This is a genomic window from Corynebacterium pacaense, assembly GCF_900169525.1.
GTDB lineage: Bacteria > Actinomycetota > Actinomycetes > Mycobacteriales > Mycobacteriaceae > Corynebacterium > Corynebacterium pacaense.
This window is the reverse complement of record NZ_LT821239.1, coordinates 1,069,760-1,094,789: the sequence shown is the minus strand read 5'-3', so window position 1 is coordinate 1,094,789 and position 25,030 is coordinate 1,069,760. Positions and strand designations below refer to the sequence as shown.

Below are 25,030 nucleotides of genomic sequence, written 5' to 3'. Positions count from 1 at the left end.
TCTCCGTACCGAACTCATAGCCGATGCTACGTGGCACTCCAGCGTAGGCCGGAACTATCGTGGGTGTCATCGAAGAAACTCATTCCGGAGGGGTAAGGCGCCCCGGGCCGGAGGGAATCTCGTCCACAACACCCCCGCATCAAGGAGCTTCAGATGACATCAACCAACCTCACCAGGCAGGAAGCCGCGCAACGCTCACAGATGCTGAAGGTGGACAACTACAACGTCTCCCTGGATCTGACCATGGGAGAGGAGTTCTTCAGTTCAACCACCGTTGCCACCTTCACCGTCAGGGAGCAGGGGGACACCTTCATCGACCTCCGCGCCGCCACCGTCGACGAGGTGCGGCTGGACAATGAGAGCATCCGCGATGCGGCTGTGACCCTCGGTACCGATGGATATGACGACACCCCGGGACTGCTCCTGGAGGGTCTGACCATCGGCCAGCACACGCTGCGGGTCGCGGCGACCATCCCCTATTCGCGCACCGGAGAGGGCCTGCACCGCTTCGTCGATCCGGCAGACAATGAGATCTACCTCTACACCCAGTTCGAAACCGCCGACGCGAAGCGGATGTTCGCCTGCTTCGATCAGCCTGATCTGAAGGCCACCTACGACCTGTCGATCCGGACACCGAAGGGGTGGAGGGTGATCTCGAATGCGGAGCAGACCGTCTCCTCCCAGAATCCAGATTTTGACACCCACGTCTCCCGCATCGACTATCCCCTGTCCACGTACCTGGTGGCGGTGTGCGCGGGTCCCTACCACGAGATCGTCGACACCTGGTCGGGCACGCTCCACCACCACCCCGAGACCCCCTCCGATCAGCCCACCGATCTCACGGTTCCGCTGGGGATCTACTGCCGTCGCTCCCTCGCCCCCCACCTTGACGCGGAGCGCCTGTTCACCGAGACCAAACAGGGCTTCGACTGGTACCACCGCAACTTCGGGGTCGCGTACCCCTTCGGTAAGTACGACCAGATCTTCGTCCCGGAGTTCAACGCCGGGGCCATGGAGAACGCGGGTGCCGTCACGATCCGGGATGAATACATCTTCTCCTCGAAGGCGACACGCTACCGCTATGAGCGCCGCGCGGACACCGTCCTCCACGAGCTTGCGCACATGTGGTTCGGCGATCTGGTGACCATGCAGTGGTGGGATGATCTGTGGCTCAATGAGTCCTTCGCCACCTGGTCCGCGGCCATCTCCCAGGCGGAGGAGACGGAGTACGACACCGCCTGGGTGACCTTCGCAAACGTGGAGAAGTCCTGGGCGTACCAGCAGGACCAGCTGCCCTCCACACACCCGGTGTTCTCCGACGGCTACGATATCGAGACCGTCGATCAGAACTTCGACGGCATCACCTACGCCAAGGGGGCCTCCGTACTCAAGCAGCTGCAGGCCTACGTCGGCCGTGAGGAGTTCCTGGCCGGGGTCCGCCGCCATTTCGCCGGGCACGCCTGGGGGAACGCCACCTTCGACGATCTGCTGTCCGCCCTCGAGGCCTCATCGGGACGTGACCTGTCCAACTGGGCGGATCAGTGGCTCAAGACCACGGGCATCAACACCCTCTCGGCGCGTTTCCAGGTCAGTGACGGTCGGTACACCGATTTCGCCGTCGTGCAGGAGGGCGAGGTCCTGCGCACCCACCGCATCGCGGTGGGTCTCTACACGCTTGCCGACGCCACCGTCACCCGCACGCACCGCGTCGAGGTGGACGTGGAGGGGACGTCGACAAGCATCGCCGAGCTCGTCGGTGTCGAGCAGGCGGATTTCGTTCTGGTCAACGACGATGATCTGACCTATGCGCTCCTCGGTCTCGATGGTGACTCCCTGGAGTTCATCGTCAGCAACATCGACCGCTTCGCCGATCCCATGCCGCGAACACTGGCATGGTCCGCGGCCTGGGAGATGACCCGCGGGGGCGAGATGAAGGCCCGGGACTTCGTGGCGCTGGTCGCCCGCGGTGCCCGCGCCGAGACCGAGATCGCGGTGCTGGAGCGCATCCTCATGCAGGCCGCCTCCGCGGTACGCAACTACGCCGACCCGGAATGGGCACGGACAAAGGGAAACGATCTTCTCGCCACCGCCCTTCTCGACGGTGCGCGGGAGGCCGAACCCGATTCGGACACCCAGCTCGCTTTCATCCAGGCTCTGGCGAAGGTCAGGCTCAACGACGCCGCGGCCGAGTTCTTCCGTCAGCTTCTCGACGGCCGGATCGACGGCCTCACCGTCGATTCCGACCTGCGCTGGTGGGCACTGACCGCCCTGATCGCCCACGGGGACATCGATGATCCCGAGGATGCCGTCGCCGAGGAACTCATCAGGGACAGGTCCTCCTCCTCATACGTGGCCTCGCTGCGCGCCCTCGCCGCGATTCCCACCGCCGAGGTGAAGGCCACCGTCTACGCCGAGGTCACGGCCCTGGACAATCGCCTCAGCAACCTGGAGTCGCGCCACAAGATCGAGGGACTGACCTTCACCGGGTCGGGGGAGCTCCTCCAGCCCTTCAATGAGCGCTTCTTCGAGATCGCCGATGGGGTGTGGGCGGACTTCTCCGGTGAGATGGCGCTGCGCACGCTCACCGGCATCTACCCCTCGTGGGACATCTCAGCCGCGGGACTCGAGCGCGCCGATCTCTTCCTCAGCCGGGATCACGCGACCGGGCTGGCACGTATCGTCAGCGAGGAACGCGATCGCGTGGCCCGCGCCCTGCGCCTGCGCAGGGTCGACGCCAGCTGAGCACCCACCGCGGCCGTAAACCGGTGTCCCCGACCCCGGGGGATCCCGGGTGTTCAGTCGGTGCCGAGGGGGCCGATGGTGGTATCACCGCGCAGGCGTTTGACCACGTTCTCCGCGGAGATCAGACACATGGGCACACCCACCCCGGGCACCGTGGTCGCGCCGGCGTAGTAGAGCCCGTCCACCCGTGCCGATCTGTTCGAGCCACGGAGGAAGGCCGACTGGCCGAGAGTGTGCGAGTATCCGATGCTCCCTCCCGACCAGGCGTTGTACTGATCCGCGAAATCGGCGGGCCCGATGGTCCTTGAGACCACGATGCGCTCCCGCAGGTCGGGGATTCCCGCCCAGCGCTCTATCTGGGCGAGCGCCGCCTCGGCGATCGCCTCGACCTGTCCGTCCGCCCGGCCATGGAGATCACCGTGTCCCAGCGAGACCTCGGCGGGCACCGGCACCAGGATGAACAGGTTCTCGTGTCCCTCGGGGGCGACCCCGGGGTCGGTGGCGGAGGTCTTTGAGATGTAGATGGATTCGGAGGCACCCGAGGTGGCATCGAAAACCGTGCGGAAATCATCGTCCCAGTCGGAGCTGAACAACAGGGTGTGGTGGAGCAGCTCGGGAAGCTCGCCCCGCACGCCGGCGAGGATCAGCACGGTACCCAGACCCGGTTGGCGCCGCGCCCACCTGCGCTCCGGCAGGGTGCGCAGGTGCTCCGGGAGCAGCCGGGTCTCGGTGAAGTGCAGATCCGCCGTACTGACCACGATGTCCGCGGCGATGAATCCGGAATCGGTGTCCACCCCGGTGACCCGGGAGCCCTCCGTGCGTATTCCCGTCACCTCGGTGTTGAGGTGGACGGTGGAGGCGTCGGCAAGCGCGGCGAGGCTGCGCACCACCGCGGCGAACCCACCGAGCGGGTAGTTCACGCCCTGAACCAGGTCGGTGTGGCTCATCAGGTGGTAGAGCGCTGGGGTGCTCTCGGGATGCGTGGAGAGGAACACCGCCGGATAGGTGAGAATCTGGCGGAGCTTGACATCGGAGAAGGTGGTGTTGACCTTCACCTTCAGCGATGTGCACAGGCTGGCGAGCAGTTGTGGGATCCGGCGCAGCATGTCGAGGGTGAAGTAGGGGCTGAAATCACTGAAGGTGGTGTAGAGAAAGCCGTCGATGGCCAGTTGATATATGCGGGATGCGGAGTCGAGGTAGACGTGCAGCCGCTGTCCGGCCCCCGGCTCCCTGGATTCAAAGAGGTCCTCGGCTTCCCCTGTCCTGACATCGACGACCTCACCGTGTTCATCGATGATGCGGTAGGCGGGGCTCAGGTCGACCAGCTCGAGCTGCTCCTCGGTGGAGGTGCCACAGAGCCGGAAGAAGTGCTCGAAGGCGTCGGGCATGAGGTACCAGCTGGGCCCGGTGTCCCAGCGGAAGCCCTGGGAGGCGAAGGATCCGGCGCGTCCGCCCACCTCCCCGCGTTGCTCAATGATGTCGACCTCGTGTCCCTCGCGGGTGAGCAGGGCAGCTGTCGCCAGTCCCGCCACTCCCGCACCGATAATGGCTACCTTCATCTTCGGAGAACCTCCTTGAACACGGCCGTCACCGCGAGACCGGCCTTGGTTGATGCTGGAACCCGGATGCGGGTGGAACTCAGCTCCTCCAGCGGAGCACCGTCGATGAGTTCGAGCAGACGGTCATAGAGTTCGGTTGCCGCCCGCACGCCCGCCCGCGCGCCGAGGGGCAGCAGCGGGATGCTGGCCCGGGCGGCGTCGAGATCCGCACGGATGTCAAGGAGCAGCTCCTGCTTACCCTCCTCACCGACCGCCTGCAGGTAGGTCCTGCCGAGCAGCTGGGCGTCCTCCGCACGGTCGCGCAGGAAGTTGATCTTCTGGAACGCCGAACCCAGCCTGCGGGCCCCCTGTTCCATGCGCGCGCGGTCGGCCGGGGAGGTGTCGGTTTCACGCAGGAAGATGTCCAGGCACAGCAATCCGATGACCTCGGCCGAGCCATAGATGTAGGTCCCCAGCTCGCGCGGATCGTAGACCTGCCTGGTCAGATCCCGGCGCATCGCGGCGAAGAAGGAACGCAACAGCCCCGGGTCGAAGTCACAGGCTCTGGCGGTGGCCCCGAAGGCGTGCACGATCGGGTCGGCACTGAAACCGCATCCCAGCGATCCCAGGACGAGCTCCTCGTAGTTTTCGAGGAGGCCCCGCACCTGCCCCGGCGTGCAGCCGGCTGCGGCGGCGGTGCCGTCCACGATCTCATCGGCGATGCGCACCACCGCGTAGAGCGCCTCGATATCCCGGCGGATCCGTGGTGAGAGCAATCTGCTGGCCACGGTGAAACTGGTGGAATATGTGGAGATGACGCCGGCGGCCGAACGCCTGCTCATCCGGGTGAAGCGCTCTAGAAACTCGCTCTGACCTGGCACATCAACCTCCCATCCACCCAAGTCACTCTACCGCCTTGGGGATGGGGAGGAAAAAGCGGGGTCGGCGACGGTTGGGGGCCGCACCCTAGAGGAAGCGCCAGGGTACCTCGGGCTCCCCAAGGGAGAGCATGAGTCGGTTCGCCCAGTTGAAAAAGGCCGTGGAGTTGATCAGATCGACGATCTGCAGATCCGTGAATCCGACCCCGTGCAGGGAGCTGATGGATTCGCGGTTGAAGCGCATCGGGGTGCGGGTCAGTGCACGGGCCGCATCCCGGATGGCGTTCCACTGATCGGAGCCGAGATCGGCATCCACACCCTGCTCGATGAGCGCGTTGATGTCATCCGTCCTCCCCGACTCCTCCTCGGCACGTCCGGCGTGCACCGAGGCGCAGTAGACGCAGCCGTTGAAACGCGAGGTGACGGTGGCGGCGAGCTCACGCTCGGCGCGGCCGATACCCTCGCCCTCGGTGTTGAAGAAGATGTCCAGATCGGTCAGGGTGCGCGCCTTCAAGGCTCTCGGATCCCGTGCGAGCAGGCGGAAATAGGGCATATCGGCACGCTCGGGCTGAATGAGCGAGTCCATCTGTTCCGCTGTCAGATCTGCCTTGTCCAGCGGCGGCACCCACGGCCGCCAACCCAGCGCGTGGTTGACAAAACGCTCCGGGCGGTTGAGCGCGGGATAGGTCGTGATGGGAAAGCCTGCGTCCGAGAGCGTCCACTCCGCTTCGGGGATGCTCAACCTCGCGGAGTCGGTGACCTCGATGTTCTCGCCGTTGAGGGTACGCAGTCCGTATGCGACACGCAGCTGGAAGGTCAGGAAGCTGATCAGCTGCGCGAGGGAGACGGTGTCATCGGCGCTCCAGCCCGCGGCCGAGAGCCTTCCCAGGACCTCCGGGCGGGAATCGCGGGGGTGGAAGACCAGCAGGTGTGCGTAGTCGAAGGCCGCGGCGAGGCGCCCACCGAGCTTGTCGACGTCGTTGCGCAGCGAACCCCCGGGACGTGATTCCGCTGCCAGGCCGGGCTCGCGGTAGGTCCCGTAGGGACCGGCCGAGAGGCCCGCCCCGATGGCGTCGGTGACCGCGGCGGCCAGGTGGGCGGGGGCGTCGTCGAGAAGCAGCTCGGAATACAGGTCGACGGCGGGGTCGAAGCGGTGCAGACCGGAGACATAGGTGGCCACGGCGTAGCGCTCTCCGAAGGTGAAGGTGCCGGGGTCGGTCGGCTCGAGCAGCGCCTCGAAGCTCTTCTGGGCGTTGTCGCGGGCCTGGGGTCGGTTATCGCGCAGCTCGGGAAGATCCGCGCCCACCAGCATATCTATGATATCGGGCATGTAATGAACAACTCCTATTTATAGACCAAGGTTGAGATCCCCACCACGGTAGCGCGAACCGGGGATGGCGTCGATGAGTTGTCTGGTGAAGTCGGTCCGCGGATTGTTGAAAACCTCGGAGGTCGGTCCGGATTCGACCTGCCTGCCGTGGCTCATCACCGAGACGGTATCGGAGATCTCTCGTACCACGGCGAGGTCGTGGGAGATGAAGACGTAGGTCAGACCGAGCTCGCGCTGGAGCTCATCGAGCAGCCGGAGAATCTGCGCCTGCACCGTGACATCGAGTGCGGAGACGGCCTCGTCGAAGACCACCAGTTCGGGTTCGAGGATCATCGCACGCGCGATGGCCACCCGCTGGCGCTGACCGCCGGAGAGTTCGCTGGGGCGCCGGGAGGCCAGCTGCGGGTCCAGTGCCACCAGATCCAGGTAGTGCTCGACCTTCCCTGCTATCTGCCGCTTCGATAAAGAGGTGAAGTTGCGCAGCGGCTCACCGATGGTGGCGCCGATGGTCTGACGGGGGTCGAGCGAGGAGTAGGGGTTCTGGTATACCAGCTGCACCTTCCTGCGCAGCTCCCGCCGCTCGGCTCTGCCGAGGGTGGTCACCTCGGTGCCACCGATGGTGATTGACCCGGAGGTGGGGTCGGTGAAGGCGGAGATCGCACGCCCGATGGTGGTTTTGCCGGAGCCGGACTCCCCCACGACCGCGTGGGTGGTTCCGGGCAGCACGGTGAATGAAACCTCATCGACTGCGCGGAAGGGATCGGAGTTGCCGCGGGCGTATTCCTTGCTGACCTTGTCCACCACCAGCAACGGCCCCTTTTCCGCGGCAATCGCCGGATCCACGGCCGGAACCCGGGCGGGGATGTCACCGATGGTCAGCGAGGGGGCATCGGCGAGCAGCTGTCTGCTGTAGGGATCCTTGGGATCGGTGAGCACCGCGGCGGCGTAACCGGACTCCCGGACCTCACCCTTGCGCATCACCACGATGCGGTCGGCGCGATCGCCGGCAACCGCGAGGTCATGGGTGATGAAGAGGATGCCCATGCCCAGTTCGGACTGCATGTCCTCGAGGAGATCGAGGATGATCTTCTGCACCGTGACATCCAGGGCCGAGGTCGGCTCGTCGGCGATGATCAGATCCGGTTCCAGGGCGATGGCCGCGGCGATCAGGGCTCGCTGCTTCATGCCTCCGGACAGTTCGTGGGGGTACTGCCTGTAGCGCACCTCGGGATTGTCTATGCCGACGCGGTCCAGGAGTTCAATCACGCGGCGCTTGCGTTCCGCCGCGTTTCCGCGTTTGTGAATCGCGAGTCCCTCCCCCACCGAGGCGCCGATGGTGGCGACGGGGTTGAGTGAGTTGTTGGGATCCTGCGGGATCAGACCGATCCTGGCGCCGCGGATCCCCGCCCACTCCCTCGGGCTCAGACCGACCAGCGACCTGCCCTGGAAGCGTATGTCCCCCGAGTCCACCTCCGCGTTGTCGGCGAGCAGACCGATGACCGCCTGCGCGGTGGTGGTCTTGCCCGACCCCGATTCGCCGACGATGGCGGTCACCTGTCCCGGATGGACCTCCAGGCTGACATTGTTGACGGCGTGGACCAGGCCCTTCGCGGTGCCGTAGGACACCACGAGATCCTCGATCTGCAGCAATGGCTGAGTGCTCATCGTTGCTAGACCTCCTTCTGGATGATGCGGCTGAGATAGTTCGCGGAGAGCACGACGATGACGATGACCAGGCCGGGAAGGATGGTCAGCCACCAGGAGGTGGCCATGTAGTCACGGGCGTCGGAGATGAGCAGACCCCATTCCGGCGTGGGCGGCGGGGCACCGTAGCCGAGGAAGCCGAGAACGGACAATTGGAGAATGGCGGAGCCGAACTGCAGCGCGGCGAGGGCGAGCACCGGTGTCAGAGAATTGGGGAGCACATGCCGGAAGAGGACCTCGGTCTGGGTTCCGCCGGAGCCGTAGGCCGCCTCCACGAAATCGGAGCCGGCGACCGTGAGCACCTGGGACCGCGCGAGGCGGGCGAAGGTGGCCACCGAGGTGACCCCGACCGCGAGGGCCGCGTTCATGGTGCCGAAGCCCAGCAGGATGATCACCGACAGCGACAGCAGCAGCGCTGGGATGGACAGCAGCACATCAACCACGCGCATGAGCACGGTGTCCACGATTCCCCGCCGCGTGCCGGCGATCAGACCGATCAGCGTGCCCGCGACCAGGCCGACCAGCACGGCGATCAGTGCCCCGAGCAGGGTCTCCCTGCTGCCGTAGACGACCCGGCTGTAGAGGTCGCGGCCCACCGAATCCGTACCGAACCAGTGCTCGGCGCTCGGGCCAAGCAGCGCGGTGGCATCACCGCTGTAGGGATTCTGGGAGGTGAACAGACCCGGCAGCACGGCCATGACAACGGCGGTGCCGAGGACGAGAAGTGCGATGACCGTGCCGGGGCGGGTCCACAGGTTCGCCGAGTAGCGGCGGCGTCCGGTTGCGGGTTTCTTCGGGGCGATGGTGGTGTTGGTCATGGCTTATGCCCTTTCCCTGCGGCGCAGACGGGCATCGAGGACCGGGTAGAGGAGGTCGACGATGAGATTGATCAGAACATAGACGGCGGCGGCGATGACCACGATGGCGAGCATGACGGGCATATCGCGGTTGGCCACGGCCGCGACCGTCATCGCACCGATGCCGGCGCGTCCGAAGACGGCCTCGGTCACCACCGCGCCGCCGACGAGCTCACCGAAGACAATGCCGGCGATGGTCAGTGTGGGCAGCAGTGCGTTGCGCAGAATGTTGCGGAAGAAAACCCACATCTCCCCGGCGCCGCGCGCCCGGACCGCCGCGATGAAGGGCTGGCCCTTGACCTCCTCGATGGAGCGGATAAGCACCTGTGCCAGTGGGGCGGCGATCGGAACGGACAGCGTGATGGTGGGCAGGATCAGTGCCTGCGCCGTGGAGGTGCCGATCACCGGGACCCAGCCGAGACGGAAGGAGACGATCTGAATGAGGATGATGCCGAGCCAGAAGCTGGGCAGTGAGATGAACAGCGGAGGCAGCATCTGGAAGACCGATCGGATCCAGGCGAAGCGGTCCAGGGTCGCCAGGATGGAGATACCCAGCGCCAGGATCACCGCCAGCGCGAATGCGAGAACCGCCAGTGCCAGGGTGCCGGGGAGGGCCTCGGCGATCATCGTCGAGACGGCGGTGCCGGTCTGGACGGAGTACCCGAAATTGCCCACCAGGAAGCCACCGAGGGTGTGGAAGTACTGTGCCAACAGGGTTTCGTCGGCCCCGTAGGACTGTCTGATCTCCTCGATCTGCTCGGGGGACAGTCCGAGGTCGGGGCTCGAGTACCGTGCGGTGACGGCATCCCCGGGCAGTGCGGACAGCAGGATGAAGGCCAGGGTGAAGGTGACCAGGAGCACCACGAGTGCCTGGCCGATGCGGCGTAGTATTTCTGCGGTGCCCATCTAGTCCTCCTTTTCTCGTGTTGCGTTGTCATTGTCCCCGGCCGCCTGCGGGTCGGCGCCGGGCTGCTGATCGGAGAAGTCGAGGTAGGTCTCGTAGAAGCTCGGCCGGCCGATGACATCCGGATTGAATCCGCGGACGTGGGGTTGCACACCGTAGACGACGGGTTCCTCGAACAGCGGCAGCACATAGGCCTGTTCGGTGATGTAGTCCTGCGCCGCGGCGGAGGCCGCCCGGCGGTCATTCTCATCAGGGCTCGAGGCGATCGCCATGAGCAGCTCCTCGAGGTGGGGATCGCCGATGTCCTTGAGATCGCCGTCCATGGTCATGTTCAGCAGCTCATTGCGGTTGCTGGAGTAGTACATCGACTTGAGCACGTCATAGTCGGCGCGGCCGACCATCGAATGCCGGACCTGGATCTTGGAGGGGTCCTTGGAATCTGCGTCCTGGGCGGCCTGGTCACCTGGATTGAGGTTGACTCTGATGCCGATCTCGGCCAGTTGCTCCTGGACCATGGTGACCACCTCGCGGGAGCGGGGTTGGGGCAGTGCCTCGTTGAAGGTCAGTTCCAGCGGGGTGCCGTCCTTGCTCCGGTAGCCGTCCTCGCCGACGGTCCAGCCGGCGGCGTCGAGAAGCTGCTGTGCGGCGTCGACGTCGTGGACGTAGGCGTTTACCTGCTCCTTGTATCCGAGTGCGTTGCGCGCGAGCACCGAGGTGGCCAGCGGATAGGAGGGGCTGAAGAGCACCCGCATGATCTTCTCACGGTCGATTGCGTGGATCAGGGCCTGGCGGACGCGGATGTCCTGCAGAATGGGGTTTTTGAAACGGAAGTTGAAGCTGTTGTTAACACCGTTTGTCGCCGCCGAGACCACGTTGATGCCCTCATCGGAGAGGTGAGCCTCGACCGGTGCCTCGATCTGACGGGCGATGTCGGCCTGGCCGGCCACGAGCGCGCCGATGCGCACCGATTCCTCACCGGCGAGCACATAATCAACCTCATCGAGCCTGGCCCTTCCCTGGTGCTCACGGGCGGGAGGTGCCCAGTCATAGTCCTCGCGGGCGCTCAGGGTCAGGTTGGTGCCCAGTGTCTCCGCGGTGATTACGAAGGGACCGGAGCCGATGATGTTGGTGGCGTTGCCCGGTGCGAACTGCTCATTGGCGAAATCGAGGGTCGAATCGGAGTACAGGCCCGCATTGAAGGAGCTGGTGGCCTGGGCGAAGCCCGGTGCCGGTTCGGTGAAGTGGAAGCGGACGGTGTCCCGGTCCACCACCTCGCCGTAGTCATAGTTGGTGATCTGCTCGGAGACGGTGAGCCGGCGATCCTTGGCCCCTTTGCCGTAGAGATCGAAGTTCTTCACCACGTTCTCTGCGGTCAACGGCGTTCCATCCGAGTAGGTGACGTCGGTGCGGATGGTGAAGGTGAATTCGGTGGCGTTGTCATTGACCAGCGGCAGTTCGGTGGCGATCCATGGGCTGAGCTGCAGGGTCTGCGGGTCCTGGTAGAGCAGGCGGTCCGCGATGTTGTTGACGACGCCGCCGTTGGGATAGAACCCCGCCGACGGCGGGTAGAGGGTGGAGAAGAACTGCGGCTCGAGGAATGTCAGTGAGTTCCCCTTCCGGTCCTCATCGGCGGAGGAGGCGCAGCCCGCCAGGAGCGCCAGGGTGGTCAGCGCGGCCGTCACCGCCCCCGCCACGCGGGTGTACCGAGCGGTGCGTCCTGATCGACGGCTCGGTCCACCCACCCCTTCATGGGCGTTGCCACGCGTACGCTTAGCAAACAATTGAGGATTCCTCCCAGGATTCGTCTAATGCTTTCCGGATCAGCTAATTTATTCACTGAAACATGTCACAATATTAGACTAATCAGTATCATCCACCTAGACAGCACAGTCTGTCAGGGATGGTTGATGTCGACGAGCAGGAGTTTTCAAGTGAGCAGCCAGTCAGCGGACATTGCGATCGTGGGCATCGGCCCCCGGGGGATCTCCATCATCGAGCGAATCGCCGCGGCGCTGCGCTCCGCCCCCGCCGGGAATCTGACACTGCACCTGATTGAGGATTCCGAGGTGGGCGCGGGCAGAATCTGGCGCACCGATCAGACCCGCACCCTGTGCATGAACACCTACGCCGGTGCGGTGACGCTGTTCACCGAGCCCGGCTCCTCGGTGCACGCCCCGGTCGTCGAGGGTCCCACGCAGTATGAATGGATCCGCATGGCGCGTGGCGATGCCCCGGACGATATCGCCCCGGCCGCGGTGGAACTCTTCGAGGCCTTTCCTCCCGCAACCTCTCTGGTGGAGGATTTCACCCCGGAGATCGCACGCTCACTGCCCTGGTCCAATCCCTCGCGCGCCCTCTACGGCGCCTACCTGCGCTGGGTCCTCGACGTCGCACTCGCGCTGCTTCCCGAGTGGGTCGAGGTGGTGATCCACCGGTCCCGGGCCGTGGGACTGCGCGGCGAGGGCGACAGGGACATCATCACGCTTGACGACGCCACGGAGGTCACAGCGGACACCACCATTCTCGCGGTCGGATGGCAGACACCGGCACCGAACGCCGAGGAGGAGGAGCTGGCGGAGGCGGTGGAGCGGCATCCGGAACTGGTGTGGGTGCGCCCGGGCAATCCCGTCGAGCAGAACGCCGCGGACATCCCGGAGGGCGCCCATGTGCTCGTCCGCGGGCTCGGCATGGGATTCTTCGACATCATGGCGCTGTGCACCATCAACCGTGGCGGAATCTTCCACGAGGATCCCCGGACCCGCTCCGGGCTGCGCTATGAGCCCTCCGGACGCGAACCCCATTTCCTGATCTCCTCCCGGCGCGGATACCCCTATCTGCCCAAGTCCGAGTACGGCTCGCTGCCACCGGCGGCGAAGCTCTCCCGGCTGCACGCCGTGATCGCGGAGCTGGGGTCTGCATCGCCCACCCCCGCCGGCATCGACTACGACACCCAGGTGTGGCCGGCGGTGGCCCGCGACGCCCACGAGGCCTTCTACACCACCCTCGCCCGGGTCCGGCCCGAAGCGATCATCACCTCCCTGGATCAGATCGTCGGCGTCATCGACTCCACCCCGGTCGACGGGATCCCGCTCGCACTCGCCGCGCACAGCACCGAGGTCTTCGATCTCCACGCCTGGGAGCATCCGCTCGAGGGCGTGCGGGAACCGGTGGAGGTGCTGACCGCACGGATCGCCTCCAGCCTGGCTGTGGATATCGCCAACGCGGTGGAGGCGTGGGACAGCCCGCTGAAATCCGCCCTGTGGTCCATCTCCGCCTCACGCAAGCCCAGCAGCATCCTCGGAGCCGGGGGCCGGTTCACCTACGAGTCCCGCAGGAACCGCTTCGCCGCAGTGATGTCGATCGGTCAGATGGTCGGCTCCGGGCCGCCGCTGTTCCGCACCAGGGAGCTGCTCGCCCTCGTCGATGCGGGATTCGCCTCCTTCGCCGGGGCCGATCCGCAGCTCAGCGTCCAGGACATCGGGGATGGCGCGGTATGGCGGATCACCACACCCACCACGGGTGAACAGCCATTCCAGTCGACGGTTCTCGTCGATGCGTGGATGCACAACCCCGACGCCCGCTGCCCCCGCGATCCCCTGGCCCTGTCGCTGGAGGAGGCCGGTCGAACGCGGCCCTTCTGCCACCACACCGCCGATGGAACCGCGGCGCCGTCCGGCTCACCGGAGGTTGACCCCGGCACGCGGCGGATCGTCCATGCCGATGGTGGAATCGACCCGAGGGTGCATCTGATAGGTATCCCCACCTATGCGCAGATGGCGGACACCACGATCTCACCGATGCCGGGCACCGATCCGCTCATGCTCCAGGAGACCGACCGCACCGCACTCGATGCGCTGCGGGTCGTCGGGCTGATCCGCTGATTCGGCCGGGTCGCCCCCTTCCCGCCCGCGCCACTGACAGCGGCCTGTGACTTTCAGCGCAGCTGGCTGAGCGGCTGGGGGAAATGGGGCGCGCCCGGAGTATCGTTGCGCGTATGACTGTTTTTCTCGCAGATTCTGTGAGCACACTGGCGCTGGGCCCGTCCTGGATGGATCCCATGTACCTGCTCTCCGGATCCGGCCCCTTCGGTGACTTCATCCTACCTGCGATGCTGGTGATCGTTTTCATCGAGTCGGGGTTGCTCTTTCCGCTGCTTCCCGGGGATTCCCTGCTGTTCACCGGCGGACTGCTGGCGAATCAGCCTGATCCCTTCGCCCCGCTGTGGCTGGTGATGATCCTCTGCCCGCTGGCGGCGATCCTCGGCGATCAGGTCGGCTACTGGATCGGCCACAAGTTCCACCCCTACCTGGAGAACCGCCCCGACGGCCGTTTCTTCAAGCGCGCCTACCTGACCCAGACCGAGGCCTTCTTCGACCGCCACGGCCCCGTCACCATCATCCTGTGCCGTTTCGTTCCGATTGTGCGCACCTACGCCCCGCTGGTCGCCGGCATGGCGGGCATGCGCTACCGGACCTTTTTCACCTTCAACGTCATCGGCGGCATCATGTGGGGCGCCGGTGTGGTCGGGCTCGGGGCGCTGCTCGGTCAGATCGATTTCGTGCGCAACAACATCGAGGCGATCTTCCTGGCGATCGTGTTCGTCTCGGTCCTGCCCGGCATCATCGGTGTGGCCCGGAAGCTGCTCTCCCCTACTCCCGATCAGCCAGCTCAACCCGTGGACGTACGTCCACATTCGTGATCTGGGTCGAGCTGCCCGCCCGGACCACGAAGCGGATCGCCCTGGCAACCTCGACCGGATCGATGTATAGCTCGGGGTTGTACTCTTCATCCGTTGAATCATTGAGTCCACGCAGCATCGCCGTATCGGTGGGACCCGGGCTGATGGTGCTCACCCGCACCCCGCCGTTGGCCTCCTCCTTCCGGAAGGCGTCCGCCAGCGCACGCAGGGCGTGTTTGCTCGCGGCGTAGATGACGTTCCCGGGAAACGCCCCGCTGCCCGCCCCGGAGTTAATGAAGATGACCAGCCCCTGCGCCGCCCGCAGCTGGGGAAGCAGCCGCCGGCTGAGTTCACCGGGGACAACCACGTTGAGATCGAGGTGGGCACGCCAGTCCTCCACGGTCGAGGACTCGACGGTGAAGGGCTGCGCGATGGCCGCTGCGTGGACGAGGACGTCCACGCGCCCGAGGTCCAGGAGGGAACCGAGCTTCTCGACGCCCCCTCCGTCCAGGAGATCCGCGACCACATCGGTGCCCAGCGCGTGGACGTTGTCGAGCTTCCCCAAATCGGCCAGGACGGCCTCATTTCTTCCGAGTGCATAGACCGTGTGATCCTGTGAAAGTTCGCGGACGATCTCGACTCCCATGCCACCGGTTGCCCCGGTGACCACTGCTATCGGCTTGCTCATTGAATGCGGTTTCCTTTCCTGTGAATGGACCCTGACCATTGTAAATAAATAAGTGGTCCGCCATCTGAAAATACTTTGTTGCCACATCAGCTAATTTGTGGAGTTCATCAACAGAGAAGCGTAGGCTTCTTAAGCATGCCAAGCGAAACAGTGAAGAGCTTCGCCGACCCAGCCGTTTCACCAGCTGGCGGCCGCCGTCCCGGACGACCGACCCAGAGGATTCTCACGGTTGAATCCATTGTCGATCGCACGCTCGAGATCGCCGGCCGTGAGGGGTTCTCCGCTGTCACCATGAACCGACTCGCCCGCGAAATGGGAGTCACTCCCCGCGCACTGTACAACCACGTCACCAACCGCCAGGACATCATCGACCGCGTCTGGGTGAAGATGATCGCGGAGATTGAGCTTCCCGATCTCGATCCGGGGAACTGGCGGGAGTCGATTCACGAGCTCTGGAGTTCGCTGCGCGCCCAGTTCGGCAGACATCCGCGTGTGCTGCTGATGGAACTCGATGAGCAGATCACCCCCGAGGGCGGCTCGCCGCTGCGGATCGCCGCCACGGAGAAGACACTCACCTTCTTCACCGAGATCGGTCTCAGCCTCAAGGAGGCGACGATCGTCCGCGAGATGATGATTAGCGATCTCTTCAGCTTCGTGCTCACATCGGATTTCAACTACGTTTCCCCCGCGGGGCACCGCGGGCCCGACATCTTCCAGCCCGTCCCCGAGACCTGGCTGGACTCCCACCCCGATGTGGAGGCCCCCTTGAGCCGGAGGGCGTTGGGGGAATCAGTTTCCTCCCCCGATGAGCTTTTCAACCACATGGTCGATGCACGCATCGCCTATGTGGAGACCCTACTGGCGAAATAGGGATCAGGACAGCTGGTCCAGGGCCTGCTCCACATCGGCGAGGAGATCCTCAATGTCCTCGATTCCGATGGAGATGCGCACGAGATCCCTGGGAACCTCCAGCTGCGAGCCCTCGGCGGACTGGTGGGTCATGGTGGCCGGATGCTCGAGCAGCGACTCGACGCCGCCGAGGGACTCCGCGAGACAGATGAGCCTTGTCGAGGTGCAGAACTTCTTCGCGGCCTCCTCACCACCGGCGAAACGCACCGAGATCATCGCTCCGAAGCGCCGCATCTGCCTGACGGCCACCTCGTGCCCCGGATGTGATTCGAGGCCGGGGTAGAGAACCCGGGAGACCTCCGCACGGGAGTCGAGGAACTCGGCGATCCTCTCCGCATTGTCGCAGTGCCGCTCCATCCTCACCGCGAGGGTCTTGACACCCCTGGCCGTGAGATAGGCATCGAACACACCCGGGATGGGGCCGACACCACCCTGGAGGAAGAGCAGTTCCTCATCGAGGGCCGCGTCATTGGTGACCACGATGCCACCGACCACATCGGAGTGCCCGCCGATGTACTTGGTCGTGGAATGCAGCACGGCGTGGGCACCGAGCTCAAGAGGCTGTTGCAGGTAGGGAGAGGCGAAGGTGTTGTCCACCACGAGTGTGACGTTGGTGCCCTCGGTCAGCTCGGCGACCGCGGCGATGTCGGTGATCGACAGCGCGGGGTTGGTCGGTGTCTCCACCCAGATCAGGGTGGTGTTCTCCCGGATCGCCTCCCTGACCTGGTTGACGTCGGTGGTGTCAACGACCGAGTACTCCACGCCCCAGGCGGTGAACACCGTATCCACCAGTCGGAAGGTTCCGCCATAGGCGTCGTTTCCCAAGATGATATGGGCACCGGGCTTGAGCAGGATCCGGAAGAGCACGTCGGTGGCGGCCATGCCGGAGGAAAAGGCCCGACCGTACTGCGCGCCCTCGAGCGCTGCGACGGTCTGCTCAAGTGCGGTGATGGTGGGATTGCCCACCCTGGTGTACTCGTAGCCGTGGCGCAGCTCGTTCGGTGCATTCTGCGCAAAGGTTGTCGATGCGTAAATCGGGGTGTTGATCGACCCGTAGAGCTCATCCGGTTCATATCCGGCGTGGATGGAGGCTGTGGAGAATCCCTGATTCTTCGGGGCACTGGACAAGGTTGATCAACTCCTGATTTTCATGAGGTGGCGCAGGGTCATAGTGACCCACTGCCACCTTAGACCAAGCTGTCCAGTGATCGACAACGGGCCGCGCATTTTTATGCAGTCGGATTCCCGTCTCCTCCCCTGGAAAACAGGGCGGCGAACAACCCCCTGCGCCCGGTGTCCGCGTGCCCCTGGCACCGCTGCGCCGTGGGCACCCCGGCCATCACCTCCTCGACATGGCGACCGCATCCCGCCCAGGTGGTTTTCCCACAGACCCCGCACGTTACCGCTCTACACATTGTTATCCCCTTCCAGGATTCAGTCCCGCACTCAGGCGAGGTTCATGAAAAGCTTCTCCAGCTCCCCTGTGGTCAGTCCGTCCCGCTCCTCCGCGGCGTCCGGGTCGGCGATGCATTCCTGCATCGCCGTGGCCACCACGACGAACCCCGCACGGTTGAGCGCGTGGATGACCGCTGAGAGCTGGGTCATCACATCCCTGCACGGTGCCTGGTTCTCCACCGCGGAGATCACCGCGTCAAGCTGACCCCGGGCACGGCGGAGCCGGTTGAGAATCCTGCGCTGCGCGTCCCTGTTGTCCACACTCATGAGATCATTTGCTCCTTCTTCTGCGCGCTTCGGAGAATTCCGGGGGCACGGTCGCCCAGGAATGCGCGCAGACTGAGCATTCCGCCGGACAGTGATGCCGAGTCGAACCCGGACTGCACGAGAATCCGGTGGGCGATGGCCGAACGCACCCCGGAGGCGCACATCACCCGCACCGGGCGTCCGGCGGCCACCTCGCGCACCTCCCCGAGTCGATCCCGCAACCGGGTGTGCGGGATGTGGACGGCCCCGGGAATGATTCCCGTGGCCACCTCCGCATCGGTGCGGACATCCAGGATCAGCGCCTTCGCCCGAACCTCGTCGAGATCCCTGGCATCCCAGAGGGTGAGAACGCCCTCGACCACGTTCGAGCCGACCATCCCCGCCAGATTCACCGCGTCCTTGGCCTGCCCGTAGGGCGGTGCATAGGCGAGATCGAGATCGATGAGGTCGCTGACACTCATCCCGGCGCGGATCGCGGTGGCGAGGACGTCAATGCGCTTGTCCACGCCGTCACGCCCCACCGCCTGTGCACCGAGGATTCGCCCGCTGGTGGGATCGAGGTGAACACTGAGATGGATCTGGCTGGCTCCGGGGAAATAGCCCGCGTGCTGGTTGGGGTGCAGATGAATGGTGGTCGCCGGCACGCCGGCACGGTCCAGGGCGTCGCGGTTGGCTCCGGTGAGGGCGGCGGTGAGCCCGCCGACCCTCACGATCGCGGTACCCAGCGGTGGGGGCAGCTCCCGTGCACCCGCGGGCCGGAGGATCCAATCGGCGACGAGACGGCCGGCCCGGTTGGCCGGACCCGCAAGCGCGACCGGCCGTCCCGCACCGGTGACGGGGTCAATGCTCAGCGTGGCGTCGCCGACGGCCCACACACCGGGGACCGAGGTGCTGCCGGTGGCGTCGACAAGCAGTGCCCCGCGCTCGCACGCCAACCCGGCGCGTTCGAACACCGCGGTGTCCGGACGGTTCCCGGTGGCAAGGATGATCAGGTCGGCGGGCAGGCGACGGCCGTCGGAGAGCACGACGGTGTCCCCCTGCGCGCCGGGGATGATCTCCCGCGCCGCCACGGCGGTGTGCACCTCGACCCCGATCCGGACGAGCTCGTCGGTCACCAGCCGGGCCTGTTCGGTATCGAGGGGCGGCAGAACGTGATCGCCCAACTCCACCAGGGAGGTGCGCACCCCCGCCAGGGTGAGTGCCTCCGCCGCCTCGACCCCGATGAATCCGGCCCCGAGAACAACCGCGTGCCCGGCTCCGCGCTCGACGAGTTCGCGCAGCCCAACCGCGTCCTCGACGGTGCGCAGGGTGGTCACCCGCGGTGAGTCCAGTCCCGGTATCGGCGGGCGGACGGCCCTTGCGCCGGGTGCGAGAACCAGTGCGTCATAGCCGATGCGCTCCTCGCCCGTGGCGGTGCGCACCGTCAGTTCCTTCGCATCCGCATCGAGGGCGGTGACCTCGTGTCCGGTTCTCACGTCCAGGTTGAGGGAGTCGCGCAGACTTCCCGGGGTCTGGACGAGAAGTCGTTCACGCTCGTCGATCTCACCGCCGACGTAGTACGGCAGACCACAGTTGGCAAAGGAGACGTGCTCACCACGCTCGAGCACGATGATCTCCGCCCCCTCATCGAGCCTGCGGGCACGGGCGGCACAACTCATTCCGCCGGCGACTCCCCCCACGATTACCAGTTTCATCCCGGACCTCTCCTTGCAACTCGGGAATGCAGCGCTGTTGCTACATCGCCCAATATACCCCGGGGGGTATTCACGGAACAAGGGTTCCCCGGCACCCCCTTCCGGGCTACCCGGCACCGAAGGCGAACCAGCGTCCGCGCACCCGCTCCAACTGCACGTCCATGTCATAGAGCGCACCGAGGTTCTCAGCCGTCAGCACCTCGGCAACGGGACCGGCGAACAGGACGCGGCCATCCTTGAGCATGAGCACATCCGTGGTGGAGGCGGCGATCTCCTCGACGTGGTGTGTAATCATCACCGAGGTCAGCGTGGGCAGATCGGCGCGGAGGGTGTCGATGACCCTCAGCAGCGTCTCGCGTCCGGGGAGGTCGAGGCCCGTGCTCGGCTCGTCGAGCAGCAGGAGTTCCGGTTCGGTGATCAGGGCACGGGCGATCAGCGTGCGCGCCTTCTCCCCCTGGCTCATCTCAGACCACCTCCTGGCAGACCTGTCCGTCATCCCGACGAGTTCGATCACCTCCCGGCAGCGCCGCTGCTGCTCCGGTGTCGCGGTCCAGCGGGGCAGCACACCATTGGATGCGGTGATGCCGGAGAGCACCGCCTCCCAGGCGGAGATATCGTCAAGGCGCTGCTTCGGGTCCACATAGCCGATACGTCGGCGCAGCTCACGGGCATCCACCCTGCCGAAACGGTATCCGAGAACATCAACGGTGCCCACAGAGGGATACAGCCAGGTACCGGCGATCCTCAGCATCGTCGTCTTGCCCGCACCATTGGGCCCGAGCACCGCCCAGTGCGAACCCCTGGCAACCCTCAGGTTCAGGTCCTCTACCAGCAGTTTCGAACCGCGACGAACAGTGACATCGTGAAGGATCAGGCTATCGCTCATGGAGGGCAGCATACTCCCGTCGCACCCCGGTTTCCGGAATGTCCCCGGGCGAGACGGCCGAATCCTCAGTAGCGTGGACGGGGATGATTATCGCAGTTACCTCCACACCATCCACAACGGACCTCACCGCGGACGTGTCCTCCTGGTGGGACAACCCGGCGACGCGGGACTGGCTCATCGACAAACCCGTCTCCATAGCCGTGACCATCCTGGTGGCACTGATCGGGCACTGGCTGCTGCGCAAGCTGATAAACAGGGCCGTGGCCAGGGGCGTGAAGTCCCCCATGGCGCCGCCGAAGCTGATCAAACCACCCTTTTCCAGGGCGCAGGACACTCCGCCGGAGATCCCCGAGGAGGCGAGGATCATGCGTCGCTCCCGGGAGAAACGCCGGCAGTCGCGGATCCGCACCCTCGGCGCGGTGGGCAGATCCGCGGCCGCGATTTTCGTGTGGACCTGGGCGGTACTCGCGGTACTGACCACTCTCGGCGTCAATGTCGCGCCGCTGATCGCCTCCGCGGGCGTCGCCGGTGTTGCCCTCGGCTTCGGCGCGCAATCGCTGGTCAAGGACTTCCTCTCCGGCATCTTCATGCTGGTCGAGGATCAGTACGGGGTCGGTGACACCATCGACGTCGGCGAGGGCATCATCGGCGAGGTCGAGGACATCAGCCTGAGGGTGACCACCCTGCGCGACATCGACGGCACCCTGTGGTACATCCGCAACGGTGAGATACTGCGCGTGGGTAACCTCTCCGGTGACTTCTCCATCGTCCGTGTCCAGATCCCGGTCGGGCTGTCCAATGACACGGAGAAGGCGTGGTCGGTCATCGAGACCTCACTGCGCGAGGCGGTCAGGCAACCGGAGGTACGCGATTATGTGCTGGGGGATCCCGAGGTCAAGGGGATCACCGATTTTCAGCCGGACTACCTCTCCTTCCGCGTCGTGATCAAGACGCTGCCCGGCTACCAGGCGAAGATCCAGCGTCACGTCTACGCCAGGATCATGGCCGATATGCAGCGCGAGGGCGTGACAACGCCCTACCCCAACGGAATCGGCGGCCTGCGGACGGGCTTCCATGATGGAAAGAGCACCGACGGGGCATAGACTTGGGATTCATGAGCCAGCAGAGTTTTTATGATGCGGTCGGGGGCGAGGAGACCTTCTCCCGCATCGTTGAGCGCTTCTATGATCAGGTCCGCACCGACGACATCCTGGGCCCGATGTACCCGCAGGATGACTGGGACGGCGCCCGGGATCGCCTGCGGATGTTCCTTGCACAGTACTGGGGTGGCCCGACCGATTATTCCGAGCAGCGGGGACATCCGCGGCTGCGTCTTCGCCATGCCCACTTCCCGATCGGGGTGACAGCCGCGCAGAGGTGGCTGCAGTTGATGTCGGTGGCGATCGCCGAGGTGGATGAGACGACGCTGCGCGCGGAACAGCGCGAGGCGATGTGGGAACACATGCAGCGGGTGGCGGACATGCTGATCAATTCCAACCCCGATCCGCACGACCTCACCTAGGAGATGCTGAGGCCGAGCCCGGAGGAATGGTAGACACTGCCGAAGGGTGCGTCGATTCGCGTCCAGCGGCCGTTGGTGGACACCCGCAGGTGCCGCGGGATGTCCTCGGGGGTATCAAGACCGGGGATCAGGCCGAGGGAGGTGCAGGTGAACACCATCCGCATCGGGATCGCGGCCTCACGTCCATTGCCGTCGACGGCTATGACCTCCTGATCCATCAGCGAGGAGGGTGGTCCGAGGGGACCGGAGAACTGGCGGGCCAGTGCCCGCCCCTGATCCGCAAGGGTCCGGACCACCTGGGTGGGCAGGACGTCGACAAGCGTGAAACCTCCGACGGGCGGCAGGGAACCGGGCCAGCTCGCGTCGCGGGCCGGGCCGATGTCCCTTCTTCCCTCTCGGAGGGCCTCGAGCAGGTCCGCGGCGCCCACGGCGGCGCCGTCGCGGCCCGCCGCACCCAGGATCCGGCGGGAGGCGGTGACTGTGAACGGCGTGGTGACAAAGATGTCCACGGTGTCCGGATCGAGCTGACGGAAGCGCGCGCTGGCCGTCGCATCAAGACCCACCGCCCGTGCGAGCAGTGCCCTGAGCCCCTGACCACCCGAGATAATCGAGAGAGATTCCATCTCTAACTGTCCAGCACGTCATTGTCCCGGATCGAGGATTCGGCGACCCTGGAGAGCACCTTGCGCTCGACCTTGCTGATCGCACGCGGGGTCGCCGTCTGGAGATCGACGGTGACCTGCACGCACTCGACCACGCAGCACACCCGTCCGGTGCGGTCCTTGACCTCCTGGCGGGTGGTGAATGAGGTGTTACCCAGTCGCGTGACAAGGGTCTCCACGACCACCTTCGTGGTGTCGGGGAGAATGGCGCGCAGGTAATCTACCTCCAGATGGCGCACGAACACCGCGGGGATCTCATAACCGCGCTCGCGGAACTGGTCCTCCGCGAAAGCCAGACGCGCCTCCTGCGCAATCTCAATGAATGCGGCGTTGTTGACGTGCCCGAATCGGTCAAAGTCGGACCACCGGAGATCCACCTCGCTGATATGGGTTGACCTGGTGTCCTGCTCATCGCTGGCTGCCATAACGTGCCTTGGCCTCTTTCTGGAAAAAGTTTCGTTCGTCTCGGAGCATTCTACCTGCGCTCGGCGAACCTGCCTACTTCATCGAGGTTACGCGCCGCACCTCCGCTTATCGACGCCCCCACCACCACACACCCGGTCCGCGGCGGGTGCGGACGCCGATCAACGACCCCGGCCCGCACACCGTGAAGGTGTGCGGGCCGGGGGGCTGGACCCTGACCTTAGCGGGTCAGCTTGCGGTGGGTGACGCGGGAGGGACGCGCCGCATCGGCACCGAGGCGCTCCACCTTGTTCTTCTCATAATCCTCGAAGTTGCCCTCGAACCAGTACCACTGGCCCTCGGCGACATTGCCCTCCCAGGCGAGGATATGGGTACAGGTACGGTCGAGGAACCAACGGTCGTGCGAAATGACCACGGCACAGCCCGGGAAGTTCTGCAGCGCGTTCTCCAGCGAGCCAAGGGTTTCCACGTCGAGGTCGTTGGTGGGCTCATCGAGAAGGATCAGGTTTCCGCCCTGCTTGAGCGTCAGCGCCAGGTTGAGGCGGTTGCGCTCACCACCGGAGAGCACCTTCGCCGGCTTCTGCTGGTCCGGACCCTTGAAACCGAAGGCCGAGAGGTAGGCCCGCGAGGGCATCTCATTCTGACCGACGATGATGTAGTCCAGGCCGTCGGAGACGACCTGCCAGACCGTCTTCTCAGGGTCGATGTTCTCGCGGTTCTGGTCGACGTAGGACAGCTGGACCGTCTCACCGATCTCCACGGATCCGGAGTCCGGCTCCTCGATGCCGACGATCGTCTTGAACAGCGTTGACTTACCCACACCGTTCGGACCGATGACACCGACGATGCCGTTGCGCGGCAGGGTGAAGGAGAGATCTCGGATCAGGACGCGCCCGTCGAAGCCCTTCTCCAGGTCCTTGACCTCCACGACCTTGTTGCCCAGGCGCGGCGGGGTCGGAATCTGGATCTCCTCGAAGTCGAGTTTCTTGTACTTCTCGGCTTCGGCCACCATCTCCTCGTAGCGCGCGAGACGGGCCTTGTTCTTGGCCTGGCGGGCCTTTGCGCCGGAACGGACCCAGGCCAGTTCGTCCTTCAGCCGCTTCTGCAGCTTCTGGTCCTTCTTTCCGGAGACCTCCAGACGCTCGGCCTTCTTCTCCAGGTAGGTGGAGTAGTTGCCCTCGTAGGGGTGCAGCTTGCCGCGGTCGACCTCACAGATCCACTGCGCGACGTGATCGAGGAAGTAGCGATCGTGGGTGACCGCCAGGACCGCGCCCTTGTAATCGGCCAGGTGCTTCTCCAGCCAGAGGACGGACTCCGCGTCCAGGTGGTTGGTGGGCTCATCGAGCAGCAGCAGGTCGGGCTCGGAGAGCAGTAGCTTGGCAAGGGCGACCCGGCGGCGCTCACCGCCGGAGAGGTGGGTCACCGGCTCATCGCCGGGAGGGCAGCGCAGTGCGTCGAGAGCCTGCTCGATCTTGGAATCAAGCTCCCAGGCGTCGGCCGCGTCGAGTGCCTCCTGCAGCGCACCCATCTCCTCCATCAACTCATCGGTGTAGTTGGTGGCCATCTCCTCGGCGATGGCATCGAAGCGCTGCTTCTTCTCGAAGATCTCGCCGAGCCCCTCCTCGACGTTCTGGCGTACGTTCTTCTCCTCGTTCAGTGGCGGCTCCTGCAGCAGAATGCCGACGGTGGCACCCGGATCGAGGAAGGCCTCACCGTTCGAGGGCTGGTCCAGGCCCGCCATGATCTTGAGAATCGATGACTTACCGGCACCGTTGGGTCCGACGACACCGATCTTGGCGCCCGGGTAGAAAGCCATGGTGACATTGTCCAGGATGACCTTGTCTCCGATGGCCTTACGCACGTTTTTCATCGTGTAGATGAACTCGCCCAATG

At 65.1% G+C, this 25,030-nt stretch carries 21 protein-coding genes; 6 read left to right on the top strand and 15 right to left on the bottom strand.

The window, feature by feature from the left end; all coding sequences use genetic code 11:
- The first annotated feature begins 153 nt into the window (after nucleotides 1-153).
- Complete coding sequence (gene pepN, locus B7E02_RS05200) at nucleotides 154-2,742, top strand: aminopeptidase N (RefSeq protein WP_080793689.1); 2,589 nt, start codon at nucleotides 154-156, stop codon at nucleotides 2,740-2,742.
- Between the two features lie 53 nt (nucleotides 2,743-2,795).
- Here the strand turns inward: pepN and crtI are convergent, their stop codons facing one another.
- The 7 genes from crtI to B7E02_RS05165 form a co-directional block, all read right to left on the bottom strand.
- Complete coding sequence (gene crtI, locus B7E02_RS05195; protein ID WP_080793688.1) at nucleotides 2,796-4,301, bottom strand: phytoene desaturase family protein; 1,506 nt, start codon at nucleotides 4,299-4,301, stop codon at nucleotides 2,796-2,798.
- The gene (locus B7E02_RS05190; protein ID WP_245802169.1) at nucleotides 4,298-5,161 is read right to left on the bottom strand and encodes a phytoene/squalene synthase family protein; all 864 of its coding nucleotides are present in this window, start codon (nucleotides 5,159-5,161) and stop codon (nucleotides 4,298-4,300) included. The genes crtI and B7E02_RS05190 overlap by 4 nt, the downstream gene beginning before the upstream one ends.
- Before the next feature lie 85 nt (nucleotides 5,162-5,246).
- The gene (locus B7E02_RS05185) at nucleotides 5,247-6,488 is read right to left on the bottom strand and encodes an alkylhydroperoxidase domain protein (RefSeq protein WP_080793685.1); all 1,242 of its coding nucleotides are present in this window, start codon (nucleotides 6,486-6,488) and stop codon (nucleotides 5,247-5,249) included.
- A gap of 18 nt (nucleotides 6,489-6,506) precedes the next feature.
- Complete coding sequence (locus B7E02_RS05180; protein WP_080793684.1) at nucleotides 6,507-8,153, bottom strand: dipeptide ABC transporter ATP-binding protein; 1,647 nt, start codon at nucleotides 8,151-8,153, stop codon at nucleotides 6,507-6,509.
- 5 nt (nucleotides 8,154-8,158) lie between these two features.
- Nucleotides 8,159-9,010 (bottom strand): ABC transporter permease, encoded by an 852-nt coding sequence (locus tag B7E02_RS05175; RefSeq protein WP_080793682.1) that lies wholly within the window; start codon nucleotides 9,008-9,010, stop codon nucleotides 8,159-8,161.
- 3 nt (nucleotides 9,011-9,013) lie between these two features.
- Nucleotides 9,014-9,955, bottom strand: coding sequence for an ABC transporter permease (locus B7E02_RS05170; protein WP_080793681.1), 942 nt, complete (start codon nucleotides 9,953-9,955; stop codon nucleotides 9,014-9,016).
- The gene (locus B7E02_RS05165) at nucleotides 9,956-11,695 is read right to left on the bottom strand and encodes a TIGR04028 family ABC transporter substrate-binding protein (RefSeq protein WP_080793679.1); all 1,740 of its coding nucleotides are present in this window, start codon (nucleotides 11,693-11,695) and stop codon (nucleotides 9,956-9,958) included.
- A gap of 189 nt (nucleotides 11,696-11,884) precedes the next feature.
- Between B7E02_RS05165 and B7E02_RS05160 the strand changes: the two genes are divergently transcribed.
- Complete coding sequence (locus B7E02_RS05160; protein ID WP_245802168.1) at nucleotides 11,885-13,834, top strand: FAD/NAD(P)-binding protein; 1,950 nt, start codon at nucleotides 11,885-11,887, stop codon at nucleotides 13,832-13,834.
- 113 nt (nucleotides 13,835-13,947) lie between these two features.
- On the top strand, nucleotides 13,948-14,652 hold the full coding sequence (locus B7E02_RS05155; RefSeq protein WP_080793675.1) for a DedA family protein: 705 nt from the start codon (nucleotides 13,948-13,950) through the stop codon (nucleotides 14,650-14,652).
- On the opposite strand, the gene B7E02_RS05150 is transcribed toward B7E02_RS05155, so the two are convergent.
- Nucleotides 14,603-15,319, bottom strand: coding sequence for an SDR family oxidoreductase (locus tag B7E02_RS05150; protein ID WP_080793673.1), 717 nt, complete (start codon nucleotides 15,317-15,319; stop codon nucleotides 14,603-14,605). The two genes, B7E02_RS05155 and B7E02_RS05150, sit on opposite strands and share 50 nt — an antisense overlap.
- A 135-nt stretch (nucleotides 15,320-15,454) precedes the next feature.
- Between B7E02_RS05150 and B7E02_RS05145 the strand changes: the two genes are divergently transcribed.
- A complete protein-coding gene (locus tag B7E02_RS05145; protein WP_080793671.1) occupies nucleotides 15,455-16,189 on the top strand; it encodes a TetR/AcrR family transcriptional regulator in 735 nt (244 codons plus the stop codon).
- 3 nt (nucleotides 16,190-16,192) lie between these two features.
- Here B7E02_RS05145 and B7E02_RS05140 read toward each other — a convergent pair whose 3' ends face one another.
- The 4 genes from B7E02_RS05140 to B7E02_RS05120 all read right to left on the bottom strand — a co-directional run bounded on the left by B7E02_RS05140 (nucleotide 16,193) and on the right by B7E02_RS05120 (nucleotide 20,530).
- A complete protein-coding gene (locus B7E02_RS05140; protein ID WP_080793670.1) occupies nucleotides 16,193-17,356 on the bottom strand; it encodes a cystathionine gamma-synthase in 1,164 nt (387 codons plus the stop codon).
- 318 nt (nucleotides 17,357-17,674) lie between these two features.
- Nucleotides 17,675-17,950 (bottom strand): metal-sensitive transcriptional regulator, encoded by a 276-nt coding sequence (locus tag B7E02_RS05130; RefSeq protein WP_080793666.1) that lies wholly within the window; start codon nucleotides 17,948-17,950, stop codon nucleotides 17,675-17,677.
- The gene (locus B7E02_RS05125) at nucleotides 17,947-19,644 is read right to left on the bottom strand and encodes an FAD-dependent oxidoreductase (protein ID WP_080793664.1); all 1,698 of its coding nucleotides are present in this window, start codon (nucleotides 19,642-19,644) and stop codon (nucleotides 17,947-17,949) included. The genes B7E02_RS05130 and B7E02_RS05125 overlap by 4 nt, the downstream gene beginning before the upstream one ends.
- Before the next feature lie 106 nt (nucleotides 19,645-19,750).
- A complete protein-coding gene (locus B7E02_RS05120; RefSeq protein ID WP_143336650.1) occupies nucleotides 19,751-20,530 on the bottom strand; it encodes an ABC transporter ATP-binding protein in 780 nt (259 codons plus the stop codon).
- An 83-nt stretch (nucleotides 20,531-20,613) separates the two neighbouring features.
- On the opposite strand from B7E02_RS05120, the gene B7E02_RS05115 reads away from it, so the two are divergent.
- Entirely contained in the window at nucleotides 20,614-21,633 is a 1,020-nt protein-coding gene (locus tag B7E02_RS05115) for a mechanosensitive ion channel family protein (protein WP_080794443.1), read from the top strand.
- 11 nt (nucleotides 21,634-21,644) lie between these two features.
- Nucleotides 21,645-22,052, top strand: a complete 408-nt coding sequence (locus B7E02_RS05110) for a globin (protein ID WP_080794441.1) — start codon at nucleotides 21,645-21,647, stop codon at nucleotides 22,050-22,052.
- Here the strand turns inward: B7E02_RS05110 and B7E02_RS05105 are convergent.
- The 3 genes from B7E02_RS05105 to ettA form a co-directional block, all read right to left on the bottom strand.
- Nucleotides 22,049-22,675, bottom strand: coding sequence for a DUF8185 domain-containing protein (locus B7E02_RS05105; protein ID WP_080793660.1), 627 nt, complete (start codon nucleotides 22,673-22,675; stop codon nucleotides 22,049-22,051). The two genes, B7E02_RS05110 and B7E02_RS05105, sit on opposite strands and share 4 nt — an antisense overlap.
- A gap of 2 nt (nucleotides 22,676-22,677) precedes the next feature.
- Entirely contained in the window at nucleotides 22,678-23,139 is a 462-nt protein-coding gene (locus B7E02_RS05100; RefSeq protein WP_080793659.1) for an acyl-CoA thioesterase, read from the bottom strand.
- Between the two features lie 218 nt (nucleotides 23,140-23,357).
- On the bottom strand, nucleotides 23,358-25,028 hold the full coding sequence (gene ettA / locus B7E02_RS05095) for an energy-dependent translational throttle protein EttA (protein WP_080793657.1): 1,671 nt from the start codon (nucleotides 25,026-25,028) through the stop codon (nucleotides 23,358-23,360).
- Nucleotides 25,029-25,030 lie beyond the last annotated feature (2 nt).